The following is a 25,462-nucleotide window of genomic DNA, read 5'->3' as shown; positions in this document are numbered from 1 at the left end:
CAGGATGATTTTTCGCGCAAAAGGGTGGTTGATGGCGGCGCTGATGCTGGTTGGCGCACCGACAATGGCGGCAAGCTTGTCCGATATTCAGGTAGCGAACGGTGAAACGCAGGCGCGGATCACCTTCAGCTTTATGGGCGACCCGGAATACAATTTTAGCCAGGATGACAAACGCAGCGTGGTGCTCGACATCAAGCAAACGGGCGTGATTCAGGGCTTGCCGCTGCGCTTTAGCGGCAACAATCTGGTGAAAGCGATCCGCTCCGGCGCGCCGAAGGACGATCAGTCCCTGCGGCTGGTGGTCGACCTTACCGAAAACGGTAAAACCCGCGCGGTGAAACAGCAAAACGGCGCGAATTACACCGTGGTGTTTACCATCAACGCCGACGTCCCGCCGCCGCCTCCACCGCCGCCAGTCGTGGCGAAGCGCGTGGAAACGCCGGTCGTGACGCCTGCGCCGGTGCCGAGCCAGCCCGCACGTAACCCGTTTAGCGGCAACGGCAACGGCGGTGGCAGCTTCACCACCGAACGCCAGCCGGCGATTGCCAGCAACACCGCTCCGGCGCCGCGTCCGGCGGCCCGCGCGCGCAGCCTCTCCGGCGATAAAGTGATTATCGCCATCGACGCCGGCCACGGCGGCCAGGATCCGGGGGCGATTGGCCCGGGCGGCACGCGTGAGAAGAATGTCACCATCGCCATTGCCCGCAAGCTGAGAACGCTGCTCAACGACGATCCGATGTTCCGCGGCGTCCTGACCCGCGACGGCGACTATTTTATTTCGGTGATGGGCCGCTCCGACGTGGCGCGTAAGCAAAACGCCCACTTCCTGGTGTCGATTCACGCCGACGCCGCGCCAAACCGCGACGCTACCGGGGCCTCGGTGTGGGTGCTGTCTAACCGCCGCGCCAACAGCGAAATGGCGGGCTGGCTGGAACAGCATGAGAAACAGTCCGAGCTGCTGGGCGGCGCGGGCGACGTGCTGGCCAACAGCCAGGCCGATCCGTACCTGAGCCAGGCGGTGCTCGACCTGCAGTTCGGTCATTCCCAGCGCGTAGGGTATGATGTGGCGACTAACGTCATCAGCCAGCTGCAGCGGGTCGGCAACCTGCATAAACGCCGTCCGGAACACGCCAGCCTCGGCGTGCTGCGTTCGCCGGATATCCCGTCGATCCTGGTGGAGACCGGCTTTATCAGCAACAGCGGCGAAGAACGGCTGCTGGGCAGCGATGACTATCAGCAGAAAATTGCTGAAGCCATTTATAACGGTTTACGTAACTATTTTACGGCGCATCCGATACAATCCGGCCCTCGCGATGAACAGTCGCAGACCGCCAGCGCCGTCTCATCCAACAGGACGCTCGTTAACTAAGGAGTTTTCATGCCGATTCAGGTTTTACCGCCGCAGCTTGCGAACCAGATTGCCGCGGGTGAAGTGGTTGAGCGGCCTGCATCGGTAGTGAAAGAACTGGTGGAAAACAGTCTCGATGCGGGCGCCACCCGCATCGATATTGATATTGAACGCGGCGGCGCGAAGCTTATCCGCATCCGCGATAACGGCTGCGGCATCAAGAAAGACGAGCTGGCCCTCGCGCTGGCGCGTCATGCCACCAGTAAAATCGCCTCGCTGGACGATCTGGAAGCCATTATCAGCCTCGGCTTTCGCGGCGAAGCGCTGGCGAGCATCAGCTCGGTGTCGCGCCTGACGCTCACCTCACGCACGGCGGAGCAGCAGGAAGCCTGGCAGGCCTACGCCGAAGGGCGCGACCAGGACGTCACCGTCAAACCCGCTGCGCACCCGGTTGGCACCACGCTGGAAGTGTTGGATCTGTTCTATAACACGCCGGCGCGGCGCAAGTTTATGCGTACCGAAAAAACCGAATTCAATCATATCGATGAGATCATTCGCCGCATTGCGCTGGCGCGCTTCGATGTGAGCTTCAACCTGACCCACAACGGCAAGGCGATCCGCCAGTATCGCGCGGTAGCCGAAGGGGCGTCGCAAGAACGCCGTCTGGGGGCTATCTGCGGTGCGCCGTTCCTCGAACAGGCGCTAGCGATTGAGTGGCAGCACGGTGACCTGGCGATGCGTGGCTGGGTGGTCGACCCGAAACACACCACCGCCGTGCTGGCGGAAATTCAGTATTGCTACGTTAACGGCCGCATGATGCGCGACCGCTTGATCAACCACGCCATTCGCCAGGCCTGCGAAGACAAGCTTGGGGCGGATCAGCAGCCGGCGTTTGTGCTGTATCTGGAAATCGATCCGCATCAGGTGGACGTGAACGTCCATCCGGCTAAGCATGAAGTGCGTTTCCACCAGTCTCGGCTGGTGCATGACTTTATCTACCAGGGCGTTCTGAGCGTGCTGCAACAGCAGCTGGATGCGCCGTTGCCGCTGGCGGAAGAGGATGAACCCGCGCCGCGCGCGCTGCCGGAGAACCGTATCGCCGCCGGGCGCAATCAGTTCGCCGAACCGGCGGCGGCACGCGAGCCGGAGACGCCGCGCTATCAGTCGTCATCAAGCGGCGGCGGTGGGCGCAGCGGCGGCGCAAGCTGGCCGAACGCGCAGCCTGGCTACCAGAAACAGCAGGGGGCGCTGTATCGCCAGCTGCTGGATACGCCGGTGAGTCGGCCAGAGCCGGTCAAGCCTGTGGCGGAAAACCTGGCGGGACACAGCCAGAGCTTTGGCCGCGTGCTGGCCATCATTGATGAACGCTGCGCGCTGCTGGAGCGTAACGGTAAGCTCAATCTGCTGTCGTTGCCGGTCGCGGAACGGTGGCTGCGTCAGGCGCAGCTCACGCCCGGCGAGGCGACCATTTGCGCTCAGCCGCTGCTCATTCCGCTGCGCCTGAAAGCGAGCGAGAACGAGCGTAAAACCCTGGAAAACACGCGGGAAATGCTGGGCCAGCTGGGCATTGAAATTCTGCTAGAGGGGCAGCACGTGACGATCTGCGCCGTGCCTTTACCCTTACGACAACAAAATTTACAAATCTTGATTCCTGAACTGATAGGCTACCTGGTGGAGAAAACTCAGGTTGATGCCGGCGACGTGGCGCAGTGGTTGGCCCGTCATCTGGCAAGCGACCACGCGCAGTGGAATACCGCGCAGGCCATCGCGATGCTGGCAGATGTTGAACGTCTTTGCCCGCAGCTGGTCAAAGCTCCGCCGGGTGGTTTGTTACAACCCGTTGATTTAGATTCTGCGATGAACGCCCTGAGACATGAGTGACGTAACCGAGGCGAGCCTGCCTAAGGCAATTTTTTTAATGGGGCCAACCGCCTCGGGCAAGACGGCGCTGGCCATTGAGCTGCGTAAAGTTTTGCCAGTAGAGTTGATTAGTGTAGATTCCGCCCTCATCTATCGGGGGATGGATATCGGCACTGCCAAGCCGAGCGCGGAGGAGCTGCAAGCCGCTCCGCATCGGCTGCTGGATATTCTCGACCCTGCACAGGCCTACTCGGCGGCGGATTTCCGTCGTGATGCGCTGGCGCAGATGGCCGAGATCACTGCCGCAGGGAAAATTCCGCTGCTGGTCGGTGGAACCATGTTGTATTTCAAGGCGTTGCTTGAAGGTTTATCACCGCTGCCCTCGGCCGACCCGGAAGTCCGGGCGCGAATTGAGCAGCAGGCAGCAGAGCAGGGATGGGTGGCGCTGCATCAGCAGCTGCGGGAAATTGACCCCGTCGCGGCCGAGCGCATTCATCCGAATGATCCGCAAAGACTTTCCCGAGCACTGGAAGTTTTTTTCATTTCGGGTAAAACTTTAACGGAGCTGACGCAAACGTCAGGAGACGCTCTGCCCTACAAGGTGCATCAGTTCGCCATCGCCCCGGCGAGCCGTGAACTGCTCCATCAGCGCATTGAGCAGCGTTTTCATCAGATGTTGGCTTCGGGTTTTGAAGCAGAAGTGCGGGCGCTATTTGCCCGTGGAGATTTGCATACGGACATGCCTTCCATTCGTTGTGTGGGATATCGCCAGATGTGGTCATACCTTGAAGGCGAAATTTCATATGATGAAATGGTTTATAGAGGAGTTTGTGCCACGAGACAGCTAGCCAAGCGCCAGGTGACGTGGTTACGCGGTTGGGAAGGGGTTCACTGGTTAGATAGTGAGCAACCGGAGCAGGCGTTTAACCAACTATTACAGGTAGTGGGTGCTAGTGTAGACTGAATGTGTACAATTGAGTCGTATCGTGCGCAATTTTCGGAATCGTAAGGTTCATACGCAACATCGTTCGGGCTGTAGCAAAGCAGATAACGCAGAAGCGGCTTGAGGGATGGCGTGTATAAGTACAAATAAGCATATAAGGAAAAGAGAGAATGGCTAAGGGGCAATCTTTACAAGATCCGTTCCTGAACGCACTGCGTCGGGAACGTGTTCCAGTTTCTATTTATTTGGTGAATGGTATTAAGCTGCAAGGGCAAATTGAGTCTTTCGATCAGTTCGTGATCCTGTTGAAAAACACGGTCAGCCAGATGGTCTATAAGCACGCAATTTCTACCGTTGTTCCGTCCCGTCCGGTTTCCCACCACAGCAACAACGCTGGCGGCGGCACCGGTAGCAACTACCATCACGGTAGCAACGCGCAGGGTTCTGCACAGCAAGACAGCGAAGAAACCGAATAAGGTTGATGGCTGTTAATCCATGTCGGGGAGCCAGCATATGCTCTATGGCTTTTAAGTCAACGCAGCTGCGGCTTAAAAGACGACGAGCATTTTGGTTCCCCGCTGGTATTTCAGGAGATATAACGCTTGTTTGACCGTTATGACGCCGGTGAGCAGGCGGTGCTGGTACACATCTATTTTACGCAAGACAAAGATATGGAAGACCTCCAGGAGTTTGAATCTCTGGTCTCTTCCGCCGGCGTCGAAGCAATGCAGGTGATTACTGGTAGCCGTAAAGCGCCGCACCCAAAATATTTTGTTGGTGAAGGTAAGGCTGTCGAGATTGCGGAAGCCGTCAAAGCGACAGGTGCTTCCGTGGTGCTGTTCGATCACGCACTAAGCCCAGCGCAGGAGCGTAACCTTGAAGCCCTGTGTCAATGCCGGGTTATCGACCGTACCGGTCTGATCTTAGATATTTTCGCCCAACGTGCGCGTACCCATGAGGGTAAGCTGCAGGTTGAGCTGGCGCAGCTTCGCCATCTGGCGACGCGCCTGGTGCGCGGTTGGACGCACCTTGAAAGACAAAAAGGCGGTATCGGTTTGCGCGGCCCGGGTGAAACCCAGCTCGAAACCGACCGTCGTTTACTGCGTAACCGTATTATGCAAATCCTCTCGCGCATTGAGCGCGTAGAGAAACAGCGTGAGCAGGGCCGTCGCGCGCGCGTGAAGGCCGATGTGCCAACGGTATCGCTGGTGGGCTACACCAACGCCGGTAAATCGACGTTGTTTAACCATATTACGCAGGCGGAGGTGTACGCCGCCGATCAGCTGTTTGCGACCCTTGACCCGACGTTGCGTCGTATTGACGTGGCTGATGTGGGCGAGACCGTGCTGGCGGATACCGTAGGCTTTATTCGTCACCTGCCGCATGACCTGGTGGCGGCGTTTAAAGCCACACTGCAGGAAACGCGCGAAGCCACGCTGCTGCTGCACGTGATTGACGCCGCGGACGTTCGCGTGCAGGAAAACATCGATGCGGTAAATACCGTTCTTGAAGAGATCGACGCGCACGAGATTCCGACCCTGCTGGTGATGAACAAGATCGATATGCTCGACGACTTCGAACCGCGTATCGACCGTGATGAAGAGAACAAACCTACCCGGGTGTGGCTGTCTGCACAAACCGGGGTAGGGATACCACTCCTTTTTCAGGCGTTGACCGAACGACTGGCCGGCGAAGTCGCGCAGCACACGCTGCGTCTGCCTCCGCAGGAAGGGCGTTTGCGCAGCCGCTTTTATCAGCTTCAGGCAATCGAAAAAGAGTGGATGGAGGAGGATGGCAGTCTCAATTTGCAGGTTCGTATGCCGATTGTCGACTGGCGTCGCCTCTGTAAACAAGAACCGACACTGGCAGACTACGTCGTCTGACCGTGCAGCTTGCCTGAAAACATTAGCCCTTTGGGCACCCAGCGGTTCAGGTCGCCTCCGCGCGATCGCGACAACCAGGACGGCGTCGCGGTTATCAGCCAAATGATCTGGACTGGGAAAAGGTATATCACCGCATAACAAATATGGAGCATAAACATGGCGTGGAATCAGCCCGGTAATAACGGACAAGACCGCGACCCGTGGGGAAGCAGCAATAATCAAGGCGGCAACTCCGGGGGGAATGGAAATAAAGGCGGTCGCGATCAGGGGCCGCCGGATTTGGATGATATCTTCCGTAAGCTGAGCAAAAAGCTCGGTGGTTTTGGGGGCGGTAAAGGCGGTTCCGGCAGCGGTTCGTCTCAAGGGCCACGTAGCCCGATGGGCGGGCGCATCGTCGGTATCGCAGCGGCTGCCGTGGTCGTCATTTGGGCGGCCAGCGGGTTCTATACCATTAAAGAAGCCGAGCGCGGCGTTGTGACGCGCTTTGGTAAGTTCAGCCACCTGGTGGAACCGGGCCTGAACTGGAAGCCAACCTTCATCGACGAAGTGACGCCGGTGAACGTCGAAGCCGTACGCGAACTGGCCGCGTCTGGCGTGATGCTGACTTCCGACGAAAACGTCGTGCGCGTCGAAATGAACGTGCAGTACCGCGTGACCGATCCGCAGCGCTATCTGTTTAGCGTGACCAGCGCCGACGACAGTCTGCGTCAGGCCACCGACAGCGCCCTGCGTGGCGTCATCGGTAAATACACCATGGACCGTATCCTGACCGAAGGTCGTACCGTTATTCGTAGCGATACCCAGCGCGAGCTGGAAGAGACCATTCGTCCGTACAACATGGGTATTACCCTGCTGGACGTCAACTTCCAGGCCGCTCGTCCGCCGGAAGAGGTGAAGTCTTCCTTCGATGATGCGATTGCCGCGCGTGAAAACGAGCAGCAGTACATCCGTGAAGCAGAAGCGTACACCAACGAAGTGCAGCCGCGTGCTAACGGTCAGGCGCAGCGTATTCTGGAAGAAGCGCGTGCGTATAAGACTCAGACCGTGCTGGAAGCGCAGGGTGAAGTGGCGCGCTTTGCCAAGATCCTGCCAGAATACAAGGCTGCTCCGCAGATTACCCGCGAGCGTCTGTATATCGAGACCATGGAAAAAGTGCTGAGCCATACCCGTAAAGTGCTGGTGAGCGACAACAAGAACGGCAACCTGATGGTGCTGCCGCTGGATCAGATGCTGAAAGGCGGCAACGCCCCGGCAGCAAAGAGCGATAGCAGTGGTGCGAATAACCTGTTGCGCCTGCCGCCTGCGTCCTCTTCCAGCAGTAGCGCGAGCAACAACTCGTCTGCCAGTCAGGGCAATATCATGGACCAACGCCGCGCTAACGCGCAGCGTAACGACTACCAGCGTCAGGGGGAATAACGATGCGTAAGTCAGTTATTGCGATTATCATCATCGTGCTGGTAGTGCTGTACACTTCTATCTTCGTGGTTAAAGAAGGCGAGCGCGGAATTAAGTTCCAGTTCAGCAGCGTGGTGCGCGACAGCGATAAGAAACCGTTGATTTATGAGCCGGGCCTGCACTTTAAGGTGCCGTTCATTCAGTCGGTGAAAATGCTGGACGCGCGTATCCAGACCATGGATAACCAGGCCGATCGTTTCGTGACCAAAGAGAAGAAAGACCTGATCGTCGACTCCTACATCAAGTGGCGCATCAGCGACTTCAGCCGTTACTTCCTGGCAACCGGCGGCGGCGACGTCTCCCAGGCCGAAGTGCTGCTGAAGCGTAAATTCTCTGACCGTCTGCGTTCTGAAATTGGTCGTCTGGACGTGAAAGACATCGTCACCGACTCCCGCGGTCGTCTGACCCTGGAAGTACGCGATGCCCTGAACTCCGGTTCTTCCGGCGCGGAAGATGAAGTGGCCACTCCGGCAGCCGATAGCGCGATTGCGGAAGCCGCAGAGCGCGTTGAGCAGCAGGCGAACATCAAAGGGCCAACCATTAACCCGAACAGTATGGCGGCGTTAGGTATTGAAGTGGTCGATGTGCGTATCAAGCAGATCAACCTGCCGACCGAAGTGTCTGAGGCTATCTACAACCGTATGCGCGCCGAGCGTGAAGCTGTAGCCCGTCGTCACCGTTCACAGGGTCAGGAAGAGGCAGAAAAACTGCGCGCTACCGCTGACTATGAAGTGACGAAGACGCTGGCAGAGGCAGAGCGCCAGGGCCGTATCCTGCGCGGTGAAGGTGATGCCGAAGCGGCTAAACTGTTCGCCGATGCGTTCAGCCAGGATCCGGACTTCTATGCCTTTATCCGTAGCCTGCGTGCCTACGAGAAGAGCTTCGATAGCAATCAGGACGTGATGGTCCTGAGCCCGGATAGCGATTTCTTCCGCTATATGAAAAACCCGGGGACTACCGCCCGCTAAGCGCGCGATAGCCTGAATAAAACCACCGCCTCCCTCGGGAGCCGGTGGTTTTCTTTTATAAGGATGAAAAATGAATTCCACAATCTGGCTGGCGCTCGCGCTGGTGTTAGTTCTCGAAGGCCTCGGCCCGATGCTCTACCCAAAAACCTGGCGTAAGATGATTTCTACGATGACCCAGTTACCGGATACGATGTTACGTCGATTTGGCGGCGGTCTTGTGGTTGCTGGCGTAGTGATCTACTACATGTTGACGAAAACGATTGGCTGATTAAAAAGCCAGCGATAAAGTGCCATTTTGTGGTGAAAAAGTGCTGTATATCTGAAAAAGCGATGGTAGAATCCATTTTTAAGCAATGGGTGATTTTGAAAAATGGGTAACAACGTCGTCGTACTGGGCACCCAATGGGGTGACGAAGGTAAAGGCAAGATCGTCGATCTTCTTACTGAGCGTGCAAAATATGTTGTTCGCTATCAGGGTGGCCACAACGCAGGCCATACTCTCGTAATCAACGGTGAAAAAACCGTCCTCCATCTTATTCCATCAGGTATTCTCCGCGAGAATGTAACCAGCATCATCGGTAACGGTGTTGTGCTGTCTCCGGCTGCGCTGATGAAAGAGATGAAAGGCCTGGAAGACCGTGGTATCCCGGTTCGCGAACGTCTGCTGCTTTCCGAAGCATGCCCGTTAATCCTCGACTATCACGTCGCGCTGGATAACGCTCGCGAAAAAGCGCGTGGCTCCAAAGCTATCGGTACTACCGGTCGCGGTATCGGCCCGGCTTACGAAGATAAAGTCGCTCGTCGCGGTCTGCGCGTGGGCGATCTGTTCGATAAAGCCACTTTCGCCGACAAACTGAAAGAAGTGATGGAATATCACAACTTCCAGCTGGTGAACTTCTACAAAGCTGACGCGGTTGACTACCAGAAAGTGCTGGACGACGTGATGGCGGTTGCCGACATCCTGACCAGCATGGTGGTTGACGTTTCTGACCTGCTGGATCAGGCGCGTAAGCGCGGCGACTTCGTGATGTTCGAAGGCGCGCAGGGCACGCTGCTGGATATCGACCACGGTACCTATCCGTACGTAACCTCTTCCAACACCACCGCAGGTGGCGTAGCAACCGGTTCTGGCCTTGGCCCGCGCTATGTTGACTACGTACTGGGCATCATCAAAGCGTACTCCACTCGCGTGGGTGCCGGTCCGTTCCCGACCGAACTGTTTGATGACACCGGTGAGTTCCTGTGCAAGCAGGGTAACGAATACGGCGCCACGACCGGCCGTCGTCGTCGTACCGGCTGGCTGGACGCCGTTGCCGTGCGTCGTGCTGTACAGATCAACTCCCTGTCTGGCTTCTGCCTGACTAAGCTGGACGTTCTGGACGGCCTGAAGGAAGTGAAAATTTGCGTGGCCTACCGCATGCCGGACGGCCGTGAAGTGACCACCACCCCGCTGGCGGCTGATGATTGGGAAGGTATCGAACCAATCTACGAAACCATGCCGGGCTGGTCTGAAACCACCTTTGGCGTGAAGGATCGTAGTGGCCTGCCGCAGGCAGCGCTGAACTACATCAAGCGTATTGAAGAACTGACCGGTGTGCCGATTGATATTATTTCAACGGGCCCGGACCGTACTGAAACCATGATTCTGCGCGACCCGTTCGACGCATAATTGTGGTTCAAGGTGCAGCGCCCTGTGGCGCTGCGCTTATCAGGCCTACTCGCTTTGTAGGCCGGATAAGACGCAAAGCGTCGCCATCCGGCTTAATCGTGCGTTAAACCCTCGCTTTTTTCCTTCCCGAAAGAAATAAATTAGCGGCTCACAGGCTGGCTGGTTTATCATCAATATAATTAATATCAACAGGCTCATCCTGTTTTTCCCCTTTTCCCTGAGGTTGATGTGCAGTTAACAAGTTTTACCGATTATGGACTCCGTGCGCTGATTTACATGGCGTCGCTGCCGGAAGGCAAGATGACCAATATCTCGGAGGTGACCGAGGTCTACGGCGTGTCGCGTAACCATATGGTTAAAATCATCAACCAGCTAAGCCGCGCCGGGTACGTGACGGCGGTGCGGGGGAAAAATGGCGGTATCCGTCTGGGTAAACCGGCGAAAGATATTCGCGTAGGGGACGTGGTGCGTGAGCTTGAACCGCTGTCGCTGGTGAACTGCAGCAGCGAGTTTTGCCACATTACGCCTGCCTGTCGTCTGAAACAGGCGCTTTCTCAAGCCGTGCAAAGTTTTCTCAAGGAACTGGACAACTACACACTGGCTGATTTGGTTGAACACAATCAACCGCTATACAAATTATTGCTGGTGGAGTGACGAATATCTCCACCAGAGATGACAACGGAGGAACCGAGATGTCACAAGATCCTTTCCAGGAACGCGAAGCGGAAAAATACGCTAACCCTATCCCTAGCCGGGAATTTATCCTCGAACATTTAACAAAACGCGAAAAGCCGGCTAATCGTGAAGAACTGGCCGTCGAGCTGAACATTGAAGGCGAAGAGCAAATCGAAGCGCTTCGCCGTCGCCTGCGGGCGATGGAGCGCGACGGGCAGCTGGTCTTTACCCGCCGCCAGTGCTACGCGCTGCCGGAACGTCTGGACCTGCTCAAAGGCATGGTTATCGGCCACCGCGACGGCTACGGCTTCCTGCGCGTTGAAGGGCGCAAGGACGACCTGTATCTGTCGAGCGAGCAGATGAAAATGTGCATGCACGGCGATGAAGTGCTGGCGCAGCCGCTGGGCGCGGACCGTAAAGGCCGCCGCGAAGCGCGCATCGTTCGCGTGCTGGTGCCGCGTAACGCGCAGATTGTCGGCCGCTACTTTACCGACGCCGGCGTGGGCTTTGTCGTTCCGGACGACAGCCGCCTGAGCTTCGATATCCTGATCCCGCCTGAATCGCTGATGGGTGCGCGTATGGGTTTTGTGGTGGTGGTCGAACTGACCCAGCGCCCAACCCGCCGCACCAAAGCGATCGGTAAAATCGTCGAAGTGCTCGGCGATAATATGGGCACCGGCGTGGCGGTTGAAATGGCGCTGCGCACCCATGAAATTCCTTACGTCTGGCCGCCAGCGGTAGAAGCGCAGGTTGCCGGATTAAAAGAGCAGGTGCCGGAAGAGGCCAAAATTGGCCGCGTTGACCTGCGCGATTTGCCGCTGGTCACCATCGACGGTGAAGACGCCCGTGACTTTGATGATGCGGTCTACTGCGAGAAAAAACGCGGCGGCGGCTGGCGCCTGTGGGTGGCCATTGCCGACGTGAGCTACTACGTCCGTCCGCCGACACCGCTGGACAACGAAGCCCGTAGCCGCGGAACGTCAGTATACTTCCCAACGCAGGTCGTTCCGATGCTGCCGGAAGTGCTCTCCAACGGCCTGTGCTCGCTGAACCCGCAGGTTGACCGTCTGTGTATGGTCTGTGAAATGACCGTCTCAACCAAAGGGCGTTTAACCGGCTTTAAATTCTATGAAGCGGTCATGAGCTCGCATGCGCGTCTGACCTACACCAAGGTCTGGCATATGCTGCAGGGCGACCAGGAGCTGCGTGAACAGTACGCGCCGCTGGTCAAACATATCGAAGAACTGCACAACCTCTACAAAGTGCTGGATCAGGCGCGCGCCGAGCGTGGCGGCATCTCCTTTGAAAGTGAAGAAGCGAAGTTTATCTTCAACGCCGATCGCCGCATTGAGCGTATCGAACAGACCCAGCGTAACGATGCCCACAAGCTGATTGAAGAGTGCATGATCCTGGCCAACATCTCGGCGGCGCGTTTCGTTGAGAAAGCCAAAGAGCCGGCGCTGTTCCGTATCCACGATAAGCCGACCACCGAAGCGATCACCGCGTTCCGTTCCGTGCTCTCTGAGCTGGGCCTGGAGCTGCCGGGCGGCAACAAGCCGGAGCCGCGCGACTACGCCGAGCTGCTGGAATCCGTGGCCGACAGGCCGGATGCTGAAATGCTGCAAACCATGCTGCTGCGTTCGATGAAGCAGGCTATCTACGATCCGGAAAACCGCGGTCACTTCGGCCTGGCGCTGCAGTCTTATGCGCACTTCACCTCGCCGATCCGTCGTTACCCTGACCTGTCGCTGCACCGCGCCATCAAATATCTGCTGGCGAAAGAGCAGGGGCATAAGGGCAACAGCACGGAGACCGGCGGCTACCATTATTCTATGGAAGAGATGCTGCAGCTGGGCCAGCACTGTTCGATGACCGAACGCCGCGCTGATGAAGCGACCCGTGACGTTTCCGACTGGCTGAAATGCGACTTTATGCAGGATCAGGTCGGCAACGTCTTTAACGGCGTGATTGCCAGCGTGACCGGCTTTGGCTTCTTTGTCCGTCTGGACGAGCTGTTTATTGATGGCCTGGTGCACGTCTCCTCGCTGGATAACGACTACTACCGCTTTGACCAGGTCGGCCAGCGGCTGATCGGTGAATCCGGCGGCCAGACCTATCGCCTTGGCGACCGCGTGGAAGTCCGCGTGGAAGCGGTGAATATGGACGAGCGCAAAATTGACTTCTCGCTGATCTCCAGCGAACGCGCGCCGCGCAACGTGGGTAAAACCGCGCGTGAAAAATCGAAGAAAGACGCGGGCGGCAAGCCGGGCGGTAAACGCCGTCAGGTGGGCAAACGCGTAAACTTCGAACCGGACAGCGCGTTCCGCGGTGAGAAGAAAGGTAAGGCGAAAGCTAAACCGGCGTCTACCGAGAAAGGTGCGGCGAAGAAGGCGAAAAAACCTTCGACCAGGACGCAGAAAATCGCGGCGGCAACCAAAGCTAAGCGCGCCGCGAAGAAAAAAGCAGCGGAATAACCTTGTTCCTCTCACCCGGACCTTCTCCCCTGTAGGGAGGGGGCTGGGCCGAGGGTAATCACAACGTAGAATTAACAACGAGTACATTCATGAGTGAAATGATTTACGGCATCCACGCCGTGCAGGCACTGCTGGAGCGTGCGCCTGAACGTTTTCAGGAAGTTTTTATTCTGAAAGGTCGCGACGACAAGCGTCTGATGCCGCTGATCCACGCGCTGGAAGCGCAGGGCGTGGTGATCCAACTGGCGAACCGTCAGTACCTGGATGAGAAAAGCGAAGGTGCGGTGCACCAAGGGATCATTGCGCGCGTGAAGCCGGGTCGTCAGTATCAGGAAAACGATCTGCCGGATCTGCTCGCTACGCTGGATAACCCATTCCTGCTGATTCTCGACGGTGTTACCGACCCGCATAACCTCGGCGCCTGCCTGCGTAGCGCAGATGCGGCGGGCGTGCACGCGGTTATCGTACCGAAAGATCGCTCCGCCCAGCTGAACGCGACGGCGAAAAAAGTGGCCTGCGGCGCGGCGGAAAGCGTACCGCTGATCCGCGTGACCAACCTGGCGCGTACCATGCGTATGCTGCAGGAAGAGAACGTCTGGATTGTGGGCACCGCCGGTGAAGCGACCCACACCCTGTACCAGAGCAAAATGACCGGCTCGATGGCGCTGGTAATGGGCGCGGAAGGCGAAGGCATGCGCCGTCTGACGCGCGAGCACTGCGATGAGCTGATCAGCATCCCGATGGCGGGCACCGTCTCGTCGCTGAACGTCTCCGTGGCGACCGGCATCTGCCTGTTTGAAGCGGTGCGTCAGCGCGGCTAATGCTCCACTCCCGGGAGCGGCGTAAACGCCTTGCCCGAGTTGTGCGCCGAGCCACCCTTTCCGGGGTGGCTTTTTATTGTGTATCGCCCCCAACCGTCCATACTTAATCTGTTGCCTATTGACGGAGGGAGACACAATGCACTGGCAAACTCACACCGTTTTCAACCAACCCGCACCGCTTAACAACAGCAACCTTTTCCTCTCAGACGCCGCGCTGCGCGACGCCATCACCCGCCACGACGCCGGCTGGGACAGCGAACTGCTGGCCAGTATTGGTCAACAGCTTGGCACTGCCGAATCGCTGGAGCTGGGGCGACTGGCTAACGCCCATCCCCCGGAGCTGCTGCGCTACGATCCGCAGGGTCAGCGTCTGGACGACGTGCGCTTTCATCCCGCCTGGCACCTGCTGATGCAGGGGCTGTGCGCCAACCGTGTACACAACCTGCCCTGGGAAGAGGAGGCGCGCAGCGGATCGTTCGTCGCCCGCGCCGCGCGTTTTATGCTGCATGCGCAGGTGGAGGCGGGCACCCTGTGCCCCATCACCATGACTTTCGCCGCCACGCCGCTCCTGCAGCAGGCACTACCGCCGCTGTTTGCCGAGTGGCGCTCCCCGCTGCTGAGCGATCGCTACGACCCGCATCAACAGCCCGGCGCGCAGAAACGTGGGCTGCTGATAGGGATGGGGATGACCGAAAAACAGGGCGGTTCGGACGTGCTGAGCAATAGCACGCGGGCGGAGCGGCTGGAAGATGGCAGCTATCAGCTGACGGGCCATAAATGGTTTTTCTCCGTGCCGCAGAGCGATGCGCATCTGGTACTGGCGCAGGCCAGCGGCGGCCTGACCTGCTTTTTTGTGCCGCGACTGCTGCCCGACGGCACGCGCAACGCCATTCGCCTTGAACGGCTGAAAGACAAACTGGGAAACCGCGCCAACGCCAGCAGCGAAGCGGAGTTCCAGCAGGCGCTTGGCTGGCCGCTGGGTGAAGAAGGCGAGGGGATTCGGCAGATCCTCAAAATGGGCGGTCTGACGCGCTTCGACTGCGCGCTGGGCAGCCATAGCCTGATGCGTCGTGCGCTCTCGGTGGCGCTGTACCACGCCTTCCAGCGCCAGGCATTTGGCCATAACCTGGTCGATTTGCCGCTGATGCGTCAGGTGCTGGGCAGAATGGCGCTACAGCTGGAGGGGCAAACGGCGTTGATGTTCCGCCTGGCCAGCGCCTGGGGCCAATCGCGTACCCCGCGCGAAGCCTTGTGGGCGCGGCTGTTTACGCCCGCCGCCAAGTTTGCCATCTGTAAAGCGGGCATTCCGTTTGTGGCCGAAACGATGGAAGTGCTGGGCGGGATTGGCTACTGCGAAGAGAGCGAGCTGCCGCGTCTGTATCGCGAGATGCCGGTGAACAGCATCTGGGAGGGTTCCGGCAATATCATGTGCCTCGACGTGCTGCGGGTGCTGGTCAAACAGCCGGATGCGCTGGCGCTGCTGGCCGATGAGTGTGCGGAAGTCAAAGGCCTGGACAGGCATTTCGATCGCCACTGGCGTCAGCTCCAGCAACGATTGCGCAGGCCTTCGGAAGCCCAGGGGCGTGAGATTACCGCTCAGCTCTATCTGCTGGGGGCTGGGGCGCAAATGCTGCGCTACGCTTCTCCGCCGCTGGCTCAGGCCTGGTGTCGCATGATGCTCGACCCACGCGGTGGCGTGCTGCTGCATGAACAGGTGATAAGCGAAGTGTTACATCGGGCTACGGGTGGGATACGCTAGATCGGGAAGGGGGTGGAAGAGGCGCGATAAACGAACGCTTCTTCCACTAGAGGCTGGTCTTAGGCATAGATAATCGCCTGTGCACGCCAGTTATCCTGCTGGGGTTCTTCATACATCTGGACAATACGATACCAGGAGGCGCCCTGTTCGTCCGCCTTGCGGGCGATAACCAGTTCGACGTCTTCCAGACTCCCGGCGACGTTGTTCACCGAAATCAGTCCGATCTCATTGAGCCCGGTGACACAATCAGCGCTGGCGAACTCTGCCGATTGCGCCGCAGCAGCGTGCGCGCCGCCTGACAAAAGCAGGGTAGATAAGGTAAGTGATTGTTTCATCGTCAGCTCCATTTCACATAACCCAGTAGGGCAGTCCATAGCAGACGCATATCCGTATTCCGACAGAGGCGTCATTGTGCATCAAGGAAACGTGAAACGGGGCAAACCTACGTAAAGTTCATTAAAGTGACTTACGGTAAAGGATTGCCTGTGAATACCACTGCCCGGGTACGACGGTATCGTCAATCATCACGATCACGTAGTAATCCGCTTTCTGCGCGGTGGCCTTCGCCCTGATGGTCTCTTCAACATCCATCGGCGAGCCGTATACCAGCGCGCTAACCGTACCCATGCGCTGCAAACCTTCCGTCTGGTTGCGACGAATCTCCTGCGGGTGGTCGGTTGCCGGAGGCGGCGCTTCTGGCGTGCCTTCCAGCAGGGTGCAACCGCTCAACAAGAGCGCCAACAACAGTGGGATAAACCGTTTTATCGTCATTTCCCGTTTCCTGATAGCCATAGTGTAGTGGGGAAAAAATTCCCTTTTGGGTAAATGTTCCTGATTTGTTAACCACAGCGCTATTTTCGAATGAAAATAACATGAAAGCGTAACCGGGTTCTCAATGTTATCAATCAAGGGTATTGTCGTCATATGACTGAATCCATTTTCGTCTGCTACATCAGCATAGCTAAAGGAGAGGCCCGATGATCGAACTAGAAACACGCACCCTGGCAGGACAACAAATTCTGCACGCTTATCCTAAAGGATGCGCGGAAAGAGCGCTGCCAACAATCGTGTTTTATCACGGATTTACCTCTTCTAACGTGGTGTACAGCTATTTTGCCGTGGCGCTGGCGCAGGGCGGTTTTCGGGTGGTGATGCCCAGTGCGGCGGAGCACGGCGAGCGCTTTAACGGCGACCATGCCGAACGCTTACAGCACTTCTGGCAGATTCTGCTGCAAAATTTTACCGAGTTCCCGGCGCTGCGCGATGCGCTCCTGGCCAGCGGGCTGGTGAGTGAAGGGCGGCTGGCGGTGGCCGGCGCGTCGATGGGCGGCATGACCGCGCTGGGGTTGATGACTCAGCACCCGGAGCTCAGGTGCGTCGCCAGTTTGATGGGATCGGGCTATTTTAGCGAGCTTTCTGCGACGCTGTTTCCGCCGCCGGCACCGCAACGCGAACGCCTGATGGTACCGCTGGCAAAATGGGACGTTGGCCATCAGCTCGCGCGCTTAGCCGACAGGCCGCTGCTGCTGTGGCACGGTGAAGAGGATGATGTGGTTCCTGCCGGGGAAACCTTCCGCTTACAGCAGGCGCTGCGGGAAGGCGGGCTGGATACGCATCTGAGCTGCGTCTGGCAGGCGGGCGTGCGCCACCGTATTACGCCGGAGGCGCTGGATAGCACGGTGGCGTTTTTCCGCCAGCATCTTTAAACGCGGATCACCTGAACCCCGTGATCCTCCAGTTTTTTGAGGATCTCTGGGTTGGCCTGCTTGCCAGTGATCAGCAGATCGATTTCATCGGCGCGGCTGAACAGCATGCCCGCGCGCTCGCCAACCTTACTGCTGTCGACCAGCACCGCCAGTTTCCCGACGACGTTCAGCATTTTCTGCTCCGCCATGGCGGTGAGCATGTCGGTTTTATACAGCCCTTCCGCCGTCAGCCCCTTGCCGCTGGTAAACATCCAGTGCCCGGCATAAAGGCTATTTTCGCTGCCCTGCGGGCTAAGGGTGATGGCGTGGCTGCGGTTGTACTGGCCGCCCATGATGATCACGCTGTCGTGTTCTTTGTCGATCAGATAATTTGCCAGCGGCAGGTAGTTGGTGATGATTTGCACCGGCTTGCCGCAGATCTCCTGGCCGACCAGAAAGGCCGTTGAGCCGCAGTTGATGACCACGCTTTCCCCGGGCATCACCAGCTGCGCGGCGGCTTTGGCAATGCGCACCTTCTCATCGTGGTTCTGCGCCTGGTGAATGTTCATTGGCGACCAGCGCGGCACCTGCTGGCTGATGGCTTCGGCGCCGTTGCGCACTTTTTTCAGCTTACCGCTTTCATCCAGTTTATTGATGTCCCTGCGGGCCGTGGCGGGTGAGATCCCCAGACGGGAAATCACCTGCTCTACCGTAACAAAACCCGCCTGTGCCAGCAGTTCCAGTAGAATCTGATGTCTTTGCGCTTCCGTCATGAGCTAATCCGATAAAAAATGATGAGTAAAGATGATATTTGAAATATCAGCAAATTACTAAAACTATATACGGGTGGGAAGGGGAAAGATGGGGAGGTTTCCCGGCGTCGCGATGCTCGGCCGGGAAGCCTGACTACAGGAACGATTTAAACGGCAGATCCGGCTCAATGGTAAAGCAGTCATCAAAACCGCGCGGGTAGTGGTATTCGAAGTTGTCTTTATCCAGCGGCCAGGTAAATTTGCCGCCCACCTGCCAGATAAAAGGTTTGAATCCGTACTTCAGGCGGTCTTTTTTCATCTCCCACAGCACGCGGATTTCCTGCGGATCGGCCTGGAAGTTTGACCAGATATCATGATGGAACGGAATCACCACCCTGGCATTCAGCGCTTCGCCCATCCGCAGGATATCGGCGCTGGTCATTTTGTCGGTAATGCCGCGTGGGTTCTCGCCGTAGGAGCCTAACGCGACGTCAATGTGATGCTCGTTGCCGTGCTTCGCGTAGTAGTTGGAGTAGTGGGAGTCACCGCTGTGGTACAGGCTGCCGCCCGGGGTTTTAAACAGATAGTTTACCGCGCGCGCGTCCATGCCGTCCGGCAGTACGCCAGCCGCTTTTTGATCTGCCGGTAAGGTAATCAGCGCGGTACGGTCAAAGGCATCGAGGGCATGAATTTCAATGTCTTTGACTTTGACGACGTCGCCCGGTTTTACCACGATGCAGCGTTCTTTCGGCACGCCCCAGCCCATCCACAGATCGACACAGGTTTGCGGGCCGATAAACGGTACGTCATCGGCGCAGTTCTGCATCACCGCGGCGGCGACGTTAACGTCGATATGATCGTTATGATCGTGCGTCGCCAGCACGGCATCGATCTGGCGAATGGCAAATGGGTCCAGGACAAAAGGGGTGGTGCGCAGGTTAGGCTGGAGCTTTTTCACCCCGGCCATGCGCTGCATCTGATGCCCCTGCTTCATCAACGGGTTGCCGTGACTCTGTTTGCCTGTCCCGCACCAGAAATCGACGCAGACGTTGGCGCCGCCTTCTGATTTAAGCCAGATTCCGGTACAGCCAAGCCACCACATTGCAAAAGTCCCCGGCGCGACCTGTTCCTGCTCAATCTCTTCGTTCAGCCAGCTTCCCCACTCCGGAAAGGTGCTCAGGATCCAGGATTCCCGTGAAATGGTTTCTACTTTGCTCATCGTGTTTTTCCTCTTGAAGACGTCATGAGTAATCACATGGTGATTTGTTGTGATTAATATTGTCACCGTTTTTTCACGATTGCAACGGGGCGTTTTGCGCATTTTTGCGGGTTATTGCCGGTTACATAGCCTTTCTTAGACGTTTTTATCGCAATGATTTTATGCAATTACATGATTTTATGCGTTTATTTATTTCCCTTCTTTTCTCCAGCGTAAACCCTTTTAGCCGTAAGCTTATTATTGCGGCGCGCATCACATTTAATCAAATCAAATCTTGTTGTGATTATTTTTGATTATTAGAGTGTGTGGCACCCGGCTGGACAGGGCGTTCAGTTCAGCCCCCTCATTTACTGGAGAGCGTTATGCAGATTCTCTACAACATCTTTACCGTCTTTTTTAACCAGGTGATGACTAACGCCCCGCTGTTGCTGGGTATCGTGACCTGTATCGGCTATATCCTGCTGCGTAAAAGCGTCAGCGTGATAATTAAAGGCACCATCAAAACCATTATCGGTTTTATGCTGCTGCAGTCGGGGTCCGGCATTCTGACCAGCACCTTTAAACCGGTGGTGGCGAAAATGTCTGAGGTTTACGGCATTAACGGCGCCATCTCTGATACCTATGCATCAATGATGGCGACCATTGAACGCATGGGTGACGCCTATAGCTGGGTGGGATACGCGGTGCTGTTAGCACTGGCGTTGAATATTTGCTACGTGCTGCTGCGGCGTATTACCGGCATTCGCACCATCATGCTCACCGGCCACATCATGTTCCAGCAGGCCGGGCTTATTGCGGTGTTCTTCTACATCTGCGGCTACTCCATGTGGACCACCATTATCTGCACCGCGGTGCTGGTGTCGCTGTATTGGGGCATCACCTCCAACATGATGTACAAGCCAACCCAGGAAGTGACCGACAACTGCGGCTTCTCGATTGGTCACCAGCAGCAGTTCGCCTCATGGATTGCCTACAAGGTGGCGCCGTATCTCGGTAAAAAAGAAGAGAGCGTGGAGGAGCTGAAGCTACCGGGCTGGCTGAATATTTTCCACGACAACATCGTCTCCACGGCGATTGTGATGACGGTGTTCTTCGGGGCGATACTGCTCTCTTTCGGCCTCGACGTGGTACAGGCGATGGCCGGTAAAACGCACTGGACTATCTACATCCTGCAAACCGGCTTCCAGTTCGCCGTCGCCATTTTCATCATTACCCAGGGCGTGCGCATGTTCGTCGCCGAGCTGTCGGAGGCCTTCAACGGTATCTCTCAGCGCCTGATCCCCGGCGCGGTGCTGGCGATTGACTGCGCCGCCATTTATAGCTTCGCGCCGAACGCTGTGGTGTGGGGCTTTATGTGGGGCACCATCGGCCAGCTGATTGCGGTGGGTATCCTGGTGGCCTGCGGTTCTTCGATCCTGATTATTCCTGGCTTTATCCCGATGTTCTTCTCTAACGCCACCATCGGCGTCTTTGCTAACCACTTCGGCGGCTGGCGGGCGGCGCTCAAGATTTGCCTGGTGATGGGGATGATTGAAATCTTCGGCTGCGTCTGGGCGGTGAAGCTCACCGGCATGAGCGCCTGGATGGGGATGGCCGACTGGTCGATTCTGGCGCCGCCGATGATGCAGGGCTTTGCCTCCATCGGGCTGATTTTCATGGCCGTCATTATCGTGATTGCCCTGGCTTATATGTTCTTCGCCGGCCGCGCCTTACGCGCCGAGGAAGATGCGCAAAAACAAATGGCAGAAGCTTCTGCTCAATAAGGAGTTTGATTATGACCGTACGTATCCTGGCTGTATGTGGTTGTGGGCAGGGCAGCTCGATGATTATGAAAATGAAAGTCGACCAGTTCCTTAAGGAGCAGGGCGTGGATCACACGGTAAACAGCTGCGCCGTGGGCGAGTACAAAAGCGAGCTGAGCGGGGCCGACATCATTATCGCTTCTACCCACGTGGCGAGCGAAATCACCGTCTCCGGCAACAAATATGTGGTGGGCGTGCGCAATATGCTCTCGGCGGCGGACTTTGGCCCGAAGCTGATGGAAGTCATCAGCGCGCATTTCCCAAAAGACGTGAAGTAAGGATAACGACATGAAGCTACGTGATTCGTTAGCGGAAAACCAATCCATCCGCCTGCAGGCTGAAGCGGACACCTGGCAGGAGGCGGTCAAACTGGGCGTCGACCTGCTGGTGGCCGCCGACGTGGTTGAGCCGCGCTACTACCAGGCCATCCTCGATGGCGTTGAGCGCTTTGGCCCGTACTTTGTGATTGCGCCGGGCCTGGCGATGCCGCATGGCCGCCCGGAAGAAGGGGTGAAAAAGAGCGGCTTCGCGCTGGTGACCCTGAAAACGCCGCTGGTGTTCAACCACGAGGATAACGACCCGGTGGATATCCTCATCACCCTCGCGGCGGTCGATGCCCGTACCCACCAGGAGGACGGCATTATGCAGATCGTCAACCTGTTTGAAGATGACGCCAACTTTGATCGTTTACGCGCCTGCCGCAGCGAGCAGGACGTGCTGGATTTAATCGATAGCGCCAACGCGGCGGCTGTATAAAAAGGAATCTGAAAATGTCATTACCGATGTTGCAAGTGGCGCTGGATAACCAGACGCTGTCCCACGCCTATGAAACCACCCGCCTGATTGCGGAAGAGGTGGATATTATCGAAGTTGGCACCATTCTCTGCGTGGGCGAAGGCGTGCGCGCGGTGCGCGACCTGAAGGCGCTCTACCCGCACAAAATCGTGCTGGCGGACGCCAAAATTGCCGACGCGGGCAAAATCCTCTCCCGTATGTGCTTTGAAGCCAACGCCGACTGGGTCACCGTGATCTGCTGCGCCGATATCAACACCGCCAAAGGGGCGCTGGAAGTGGCGAAAGAGTTTAACGGCGACGTGCAGATTGAGCTGACCGGCTTCTGGACCTGGGAGCAGGCCAGCGAGTGGCGCGATGCGGGCATTCAGCAGGTGGTCTATCACCGCAGCCGCGATGCGCAGGCCGCGGGCGTGGCGTGGAGCGAGGCGGACATCACCGCCATCAAACGGCTGGCGGATATGGGCTTTAAGGTCACCGTCACCGGCGGGCTGGCGCTGGAGGATTTGCCGCTGTTCAAGGGGATTCCGATCCATGTCTTTATCGCTGGTCGCAGCATTCGCGATGCCGCATCGCCGGTAGAAGCCGCGCGGCAGTTTAAGCGCTCAATCGCCCAGCTTTGGGGTTAAGGAGCGGCTATGTTGTCGAAACAGACGCCGCTCGGCATCTATGAAAAAGCGCTCCCCGGGGGGGAGTGCTGGCTGGAACGTCTTCAGCTGGCGAAAACGCTGGGTTTTGATTTCGTCGAAATGTCGATTGATGAGACCGACGAACGTTTAGCGCGCCTTGACTGGACGCGCGAGCAGCGTCTGGCGCTAGTAAGCGCGATTGCGGAAACCGGCGTGCGCGTTCCGTCAATGTGCCTGAGCGCTCACCGCCGCTTTCCGCTCGGCAGCGAAGATGACGCGGTTCGCGACCAGGGGCTGGCGATCATGCGTAAAGCCATCCAGTTCGCCCAGGATATCGGCATCCGGGTGATTCAGCTGGCGGGCTATGACGTGTACTACCAGCAGGCCAACGACGAAACGCGCCGCCGCTTTCGCGATGGGCTAAAAGAGAGCGTTGAAATGGCCAGCCGCGCGCAGGTGACGCTGGCGATGGAGATCATGGACTACCCGCTGATGAACTCGATCAGCAAGGCGCTGGGCTACGCGCACTATCTCAATAACCCGTGGTTCCAGCTCTACCCGGATATCGGCAACCTGTCGGCCTGGGACAACGATGTGCAGATGGAACTGCGCGCCGGAATAGGGCATATCGTCGCCGTTCACGTCAAAGACACCAAACCCGGCGTCTTCAAGAACGTGCCGTTTGGCGAAGGCGTGGTCGACTTTGAACGCTGCTTCACCACGCTGCGGGAAAGCGGCTACTGCGGCCCGTATCTGATTGAGATGTGGAGCGAAACGGCAGACGACCCGGCGGCCGAGGTGGCGAAAGCGCGAGACTGGGTGAAAGCGCGGATGGCCCGCGCCGGGCTGGTGGAGGCGGCATAATGAAAACGCTAAAACAGCAGGTATTTGAAGCCAATATGGATTTGCCGCGCCACGGCCTGGTGACGTTTACCTGGGGTAACGTCAGCTCCATCGATCGCGAACGCGGCGTGATCGTGATTAAGCCGAGCGGCGTCGCCTACGACGCCATGAAGGCCGATGACATGGTGGTGGTGGATTTAGCGGGAAAGGTTGTCGAGGGCCAGTACCGCCCGTCGTCTGATACCGCCACCCATCTGGCGCTGTATCACCGCTACCCGTCGCTGGGCGGTATTGTTCATACCCACTCCACCCACGCTACGGCCTGGGCGCAGGCGGGGCTGGCGATTCCGGCGCTGGGCACCACCCATGCGGATTACTTCTTTGGCGATATCCCCTGTACGCGGGGGCTGAGCGAGGCCGAGGTTCAGGGCGAGTATGAGCTGAACACCGGTAAGGTGATCGTTGAAACGCTGGGCGACGTCGAACCGCTGCATACGCCGGGCATTGTGGTCTATCAGCACGGCCCGTTCGCCTGGGGAAAAGACGCGCACGATGCGGTGCATAACGCGGTGGTGATGGAGGAGGTGGCGAAAATGGCGTGGATTGCGCGGGAGATAAACCCGGCGCTCAGCCCCATTGACCCGTATCTGATGAATAAACACTTTCTGCGTAAACACGGCCCGAACGCTTACTACGGCCAGTGACGTGTAGCCCGGACGAGGCGTAGCCGACCCCGGGAACGCCCGGCGACGCTACGCTTGCCGGGCTACCGGTATAACCGAATTGTGCTCCGGGATCTGTACGCCTGCGGGATGTACTGGTCTGATTCCGGAGCCTTTTTTATGGCGGCAACCTAGCGGTACAGCGCCGCGCTGGCGTGGATTAAACCATCGCTGCCCGGCATATGCACCAGGATGGGCTGGTAATATTTAGCCCCCTGGGCGTCGCTCTCCTGACTGAGCGCCTGGTCGGCCTCTTGCTCAGTGGCGATATTATGGTTGATATAGATAACCCCCAGGCTGTGAACATCGTCCATGTTACGCGCCTGACGGCCATCGATCTTAATGGCGGCCTGTGCGCCGACGCTGACGAGCAGCGTAGCAAAAATGGCAATAATGATGTTTTTCATACTCAACTCCTGACTCACGGTCCTGACGGTTACTCGGCTCTCCTGTGGTGTTGGGGGGCTTCTGATTTAAGTGTAATCCCTCTTTGGCGGATGTATCGCGACCATTTCTGATGCTGTCGTTCAAAAAAATGCGTCGTCCGTACTGTTCAATTTTAAATCATCGACTTAGACCAGCTTCACGCTTTGTGCGAATTTTTTGCGCAATCAGCTTGAGTTTAGAGGGGGAGGCAAGTATTATGACGCGTCAATTTTTCAGCCGCCCTTTAACACGTTCCTTGCCTCCATGGGCCGCGGCTGACCCAGACAGGAGGCTGAATAATCCGTAAGGAGCAATTCGATGCGTCATTACGAAATCGTTTTTATGGTCCATCCTGACCAGAGCGAACAGGTTCCGGGTATGATCGAGCGTTACTCTGCTGCCATCACTGGTGCAGAAGGCAAGATCCACCGTCTGGAAGACTGGGGCCGCCGTCAGCTGGCTTACCCGATCAACAAACTGCACAAAGCTCACTACGTTCTGCTGAACGTTGAAGCGCCGCAGGAAGTGATCGATGAGCTGGAAACTACCTTCCGCTTCAACGATGCCGTTATCCGCAGCATGGTTATGCGTACTAAACACGCTGTTACTGAAGCATCTCCGATGGTTAAAGCGAAAGACGAGCGTCGTGAACGTCGCGATGATTTCGCTAACGAAACCGCAGATGATGCTGAAGCTGGGGATTCTGAAGAGTAATTTCTGATGACCAACCGTCTGGT

General features: G+C 57.5%; 26 protein-coding genes. 21 read left to right on the top strand and 5 right to left on the bottom strand.

The features are described from left to right. Positions 1-4 precede the first annotated feature (4 nt). From amiB to ACK5JN_RS17480, 13 genes are all read left to right on the top strand, one after another. Positions 5-1,369, top strand: coding sequence for an N-acetylmuramoyl-L-alanine amidase AmiB (amiB, locus tag ACK5JN_RS17540; protein WP_416871334.1), 1,365 nt, complete (start codon positions 5-7; stop codon positions 1,367-1,369). 9 nt (positions 1,370-1,378) lie between these two features. Next, positions 1,379-3,229, top strand: a complete 1,851-nt coding sequence (mutL, locus tag ACK5JN_RS17535) for a DNA mismatch repair endonuclease MutL (protein ID WP_416871333.1) — start codon at positions 1,379-1,381, stop codon at positions 3,227-3,229. Next, the gene (gene miaA, locus ACK5JN_RS17530) at positions 3,222-4,172 is read left to right on the top strand and encodes a tRNA (adenosine(37)-N6)-dimethylallyltransferase MiaA (protein ID WP_416871332.1); all 951 of its coding nucleotides are present in this window, start codon (positions 3,222-3,224) and stop codon (positions 4,170-4,172) included. The genes mutL and miaA overlap by 8 nt, the downstream gene beginning before the upstream one ends. 149 nt (positions 4,173-4,321) lie before the next feature. Beyond that, positions 4,322-4,627 (top strand): RNA chaperone Hfq, encoded by a 306-nt coding sequence (gene hfq / locus ACK5JN_RS17525; RefSeq protein ID WP_052284691.1) that lies wholly within the window; start codon positions 4,322-4,324, stop codon positions 4,625-4,627. A gap of 126 nt (positions 4,628-4,753) precedes the next feature. Continuing rightward, complete coding sequence (gene hflX / locus ACK5JN_RS17520) at positions 4,754-6,034, top strand: ribosome rescue GTPase HflX (protein WP_416871331.1); 1,281 nt, start codon at positions 4,754-4,756, stop codon at positions 6,032-6,034. A gap of 156 nt (positions 6,035-6,190) precedes the next feature. After that, on the top strand, positions 6,191-7,450 hold the full coding sequence (hflK, locus tag ACK5JN_RS17515) for an FtsH protease activity modulator HflK (RefSeq protein ID WP_416871330.1): 1,260 nt from the start codon (positions 6,191-6,193) through the stop codon (positions 7,448-7,450). A gap of 2 nt (positions 7,451-7,452) precedes the next feature. Next, positions 7,453-8,457: a protease modulator HflC gene (hflC, locus tag ACK5JN_RS17510; protein ID WP_064546859.1), complete on the top strand. Its 1,005-nt coding sequence runs from the start codon at positions 7,453-7,455 to the stop codon at positions 8,455-8,457. Between the two features lie 70 nt (positions 8,458-8,527). Further along, on the top strand, positions 8,528-8,725 hold the full coding sequence (locus ACK5JN_RS17505; RefSeq protein ID WP_416871329.1) for a DUF2065 domain-containing protein: 198 nt from the start codon (positions 8,528-8,530) through the stop codon (positions 8,723-8,725). Between the two features lie 102 nt (positions 8,726-8,827). Further along, positions 8,828-10,126, top strand: coding sequence for an adenylosuccinate synthase (gene purA, locus ACK5JN_RS17500; RefSeq protein ID WP_416871328.1), 1,299 nt, complete (start codon positions 8,828-8,830; stop codon positions 10,124-10,126). Positions 10,127-10,354: 228 nt separating this feature from the next. Continuing rightward, positions 10,355-10,780, top strand: coding sequence for a nitric oxide-sensing transcriptional repressor NsrR (gene nsrR, locus ACK5JN_RS17495; RefSeq protein WP_416871327.1), 426 nt, complete (start codon positions 10,355-10,357; stop codon positions 10,778-10,780). A gap of 38 nt (positions 10,781-10,818) precedes the next feature. Continuing rightward, entirely contained in the window at positions 10,819-13,275 is a 2,457-nt protein-coding gene (gene rnr, locus ACK5JN_RS17490; RefSeq protein WP_416871326.1) for a ribonuclease R, read from the top strand. 89 nt (positions 13,276-13,364) lie between these two features. Continuing rightward, the gene (rlmB, locus tag ACK5JN_RS17485) at positions 13,365-14,096 is read left to right on the top strand and encodes a 23S rRNA (guanosine(2251)-2'-O)-methyltransferase RlmB (protein WP_416871325.1); all 732 of its coding nucleotides are present in this window, start codon (positions 13,365-13,367) and stop codon (positions 14,094-14,096) included. A gap of 136 nt (positions 14,097-14,232) precedes the next feature. After that, positions 14,233-15,855: an isovaleryl-CoA dehydrogenase gene (locus tag ACK5JN_RS17480; RefSeq protein WP_416871324.1), complete on the top strand. Its 1,623-nt coding sequence runs from the start codon at positions 14,233-14,235 to the stop codon at positions 15,853-15,855. Positions 15,856-15,914: 59 nt separating this feature from the next. On the opposite strand, the gene yjfN is transcribed toward ACK5JN_RS17480, so the two are convergent. Next, positions 15,915-16,190, bottom strand: coding sequence for a DUF1471 family protease activator YjfN (gene yjfN, locus ACK5JN_RS17475; protein ID WP_416871323.1), 276 nt, complete (start codon positions 16,188-16,190; stop codon positions 15,915-15,917). A 121-nt stretch (positions 16,191-16,311) separates the two neighbouring features. Beyond that, positions 16,312-16,626 (bottom strand): biofilm peroxide resistance protein BsmA, encoded by a 315-nt coding sequence (gene bsmA, locus ACK5JN_RS17470; protein WP_416871322.1) that lies wholly within the window; start codon positions 16,624-16,626, stop codon positions 16,312-16,314. A 206-nt stretch (positions 16,627-16,832) separates the two neighbouring features. Here bsmA and yjfP point away from each other — a divergent pair, with 206 nt between their 5' ends. Next, on the top strand, positions 16,833-17,561 hold the full coding sequence (yjfP, locus tag ACK5JN_RS17465; RefSeq protein WP_416871321.1) for an esterase: 729 nt from the start codon (positions 16,833-16,835) through the stop codon (positions 17,559-17,561). Here the strand turns inward: yjfP and ulaR are convergent. Then, positions 17,558-18,313, bottom strand: a complete 756-nt coding sequence (ulaR, locus tag ACK5JN_RS17460; protein WP_416871320.1) for an HTH-type transcriptional regulator UlaR — start codon at positions 18,311-18,313, stop codon at positions 17,558-17,560. The two genes, yjfP and ulaR, sit on opposite strands and share 4 nt — an antisense overlap. A 133-nt stretch (positions 18,314-18,446) precedes the next feature. Beyond that, a complete protein-coding gene (gene ulaG / locus ACK5JN_RS17455; RefSeq protein ID WP_416871319.1) occupies positions 18,447-19,511 on the bottom strand; it encodes an L-ascorbate 6-phosphate lactonase in 1,065 nt (354 codons plus the stop codon). A gap of 362 nt (positions 19,512-19,873) precedes the next feature. On the opposite strand from ulaG, the gene ulaA reads away from it, so the two are divergent. The 6 genes from ulaA to ACK5JN_RS17425 are packed head-to-tail and all read left to right on the top strand — an operon-like array spanning position 19,874 to position 24,281. Beyond that, positions 19,874-21,274 (top strand): PTS ascorbate transporter subunit IIC, encoded by a 1,401-nt coding sequence (gene ulaA, locus ACK5JN_RS17450; RefSeq protein WP_416871318.1) that lies wholly within the window; start codon positions 19,874-19,876, stop codon positions 21,272-21,274. Positions 21,275-21,285: 11 nt separating this feature from the next. Then, the gene (gene ulaB / locus ACK5JN_RS17445) at positions 21,286-21,591 is read left to right on the top strand and encodes a PTS ascorbate transporter subunit IIB (protein ID WP_185669107.1); all 306 of its coding nucleotides are present in this window, start codon (positions 21,286-21,288) and stop codon (positions 21,589-21,591) included. Between the two features lie 10 nt (positions 21,592-21,601). Beyond that, positions 21,602-22,069: a PTS ascorbate transporter subunit IIA gene (gene ulaC / locus ACK5JN_RS17440; RefSeq protein ID WP_416871317.1), complete on the top strand. Its 468-nt coding sequence runs from the start codon at positions 21,602-21,604 to the stop codon at positions 22,067-22,069. 14 nt (positions 22,070-22,083) lie between these two features. Then, positions 22,084-22,734 carry a 3-keto-L-gulonate-6-phosphate decarboxylase UlaD gene (gene ulaD / locus ACK5JN_RS17435; protein ID WP_416871316.1) on the top strand — a complete coding sequence of 217 codons (651 nt, stop codon included), beginning with the start codon at positions 22,084-22,086 and terminating at the stop codon, positions 22,732-22,734. A 9-nt stretch (positions 22,735-22,743) separates the two neighbouring features. After that, positions 22,744-23,598: an L-ribulose-5-phosphate 3-epimerase gene (locus ACK5JN_RS17430; protein ID WP_416871315.1), complete on the top strand. Its 855-nt coding sequence runs from the start codon at positions 22,744-22,746 to the stop codon at positions 23,596-23,598. Beyond that, positions 23,598-24,281 carry an L-ribulose-5-phosphate 4-epimerase gene (locus ACK5JN_RS17425; RefSeq protein WP_416871314.1) on the top strand — a complete coding sequence of 228 codons (684 nt, stop codon included), beginning with the start codon at positions 23,598-23,600 and terminating at the stop codon, positions 24,279-24,281. The genes ACK5JN_RS17430 and ACK5JN_RS17425 overlap by 1 nt, the downstream gene beginning before the upstream one ends. A 149-nt stretch (positions 24,282-24,430) precedes the next feature. Here the strand turns inward: ACK5JN_RS17425 and ACK5JN_RS17420 are convergent, their stop codons facing one another. Beyond that, a complete protein-coding gene (locus ACK5JN_RS17420) occupies positions 24,431-24,706 on the bottom strand; it encodes a DUF1471 domain-containing protein (protein WP_416871313.1) in 276 nt (91 codons plus the stop codon). Between the two features lie 337 nt (positions 24,707-25,043). On the opposite strand from ACK5JN_RS17420, the gene rpsF reads away from it, so the two are divergent. Then, positions 25,044-25,439, top strand: coding sequence for a 30S ribosomal protein S6 (rpsF, locus tag ACK5JN_RS17415; protein WP_042321529.1), 396 nt, complete (start codon positions 25,044-25,046; stop codon positions 25,437-25,439). The last annotated feature ends 23 nt before the right edge of the window (positions 25,440-25,462 follow it).

Source organism: Kluyvera sp. (assembly GCF_047971185.1).
Lineage (GTDB): Bacteria > Pseudomonadota > Gammaproteobacteria > Enterobacterales > Enterobacteriaceae > Kluyvera.
Note: the sequence above shows the minus strand (reverse complement) of the source record. Positions and strands in the feature narration are given on the sequence as shown.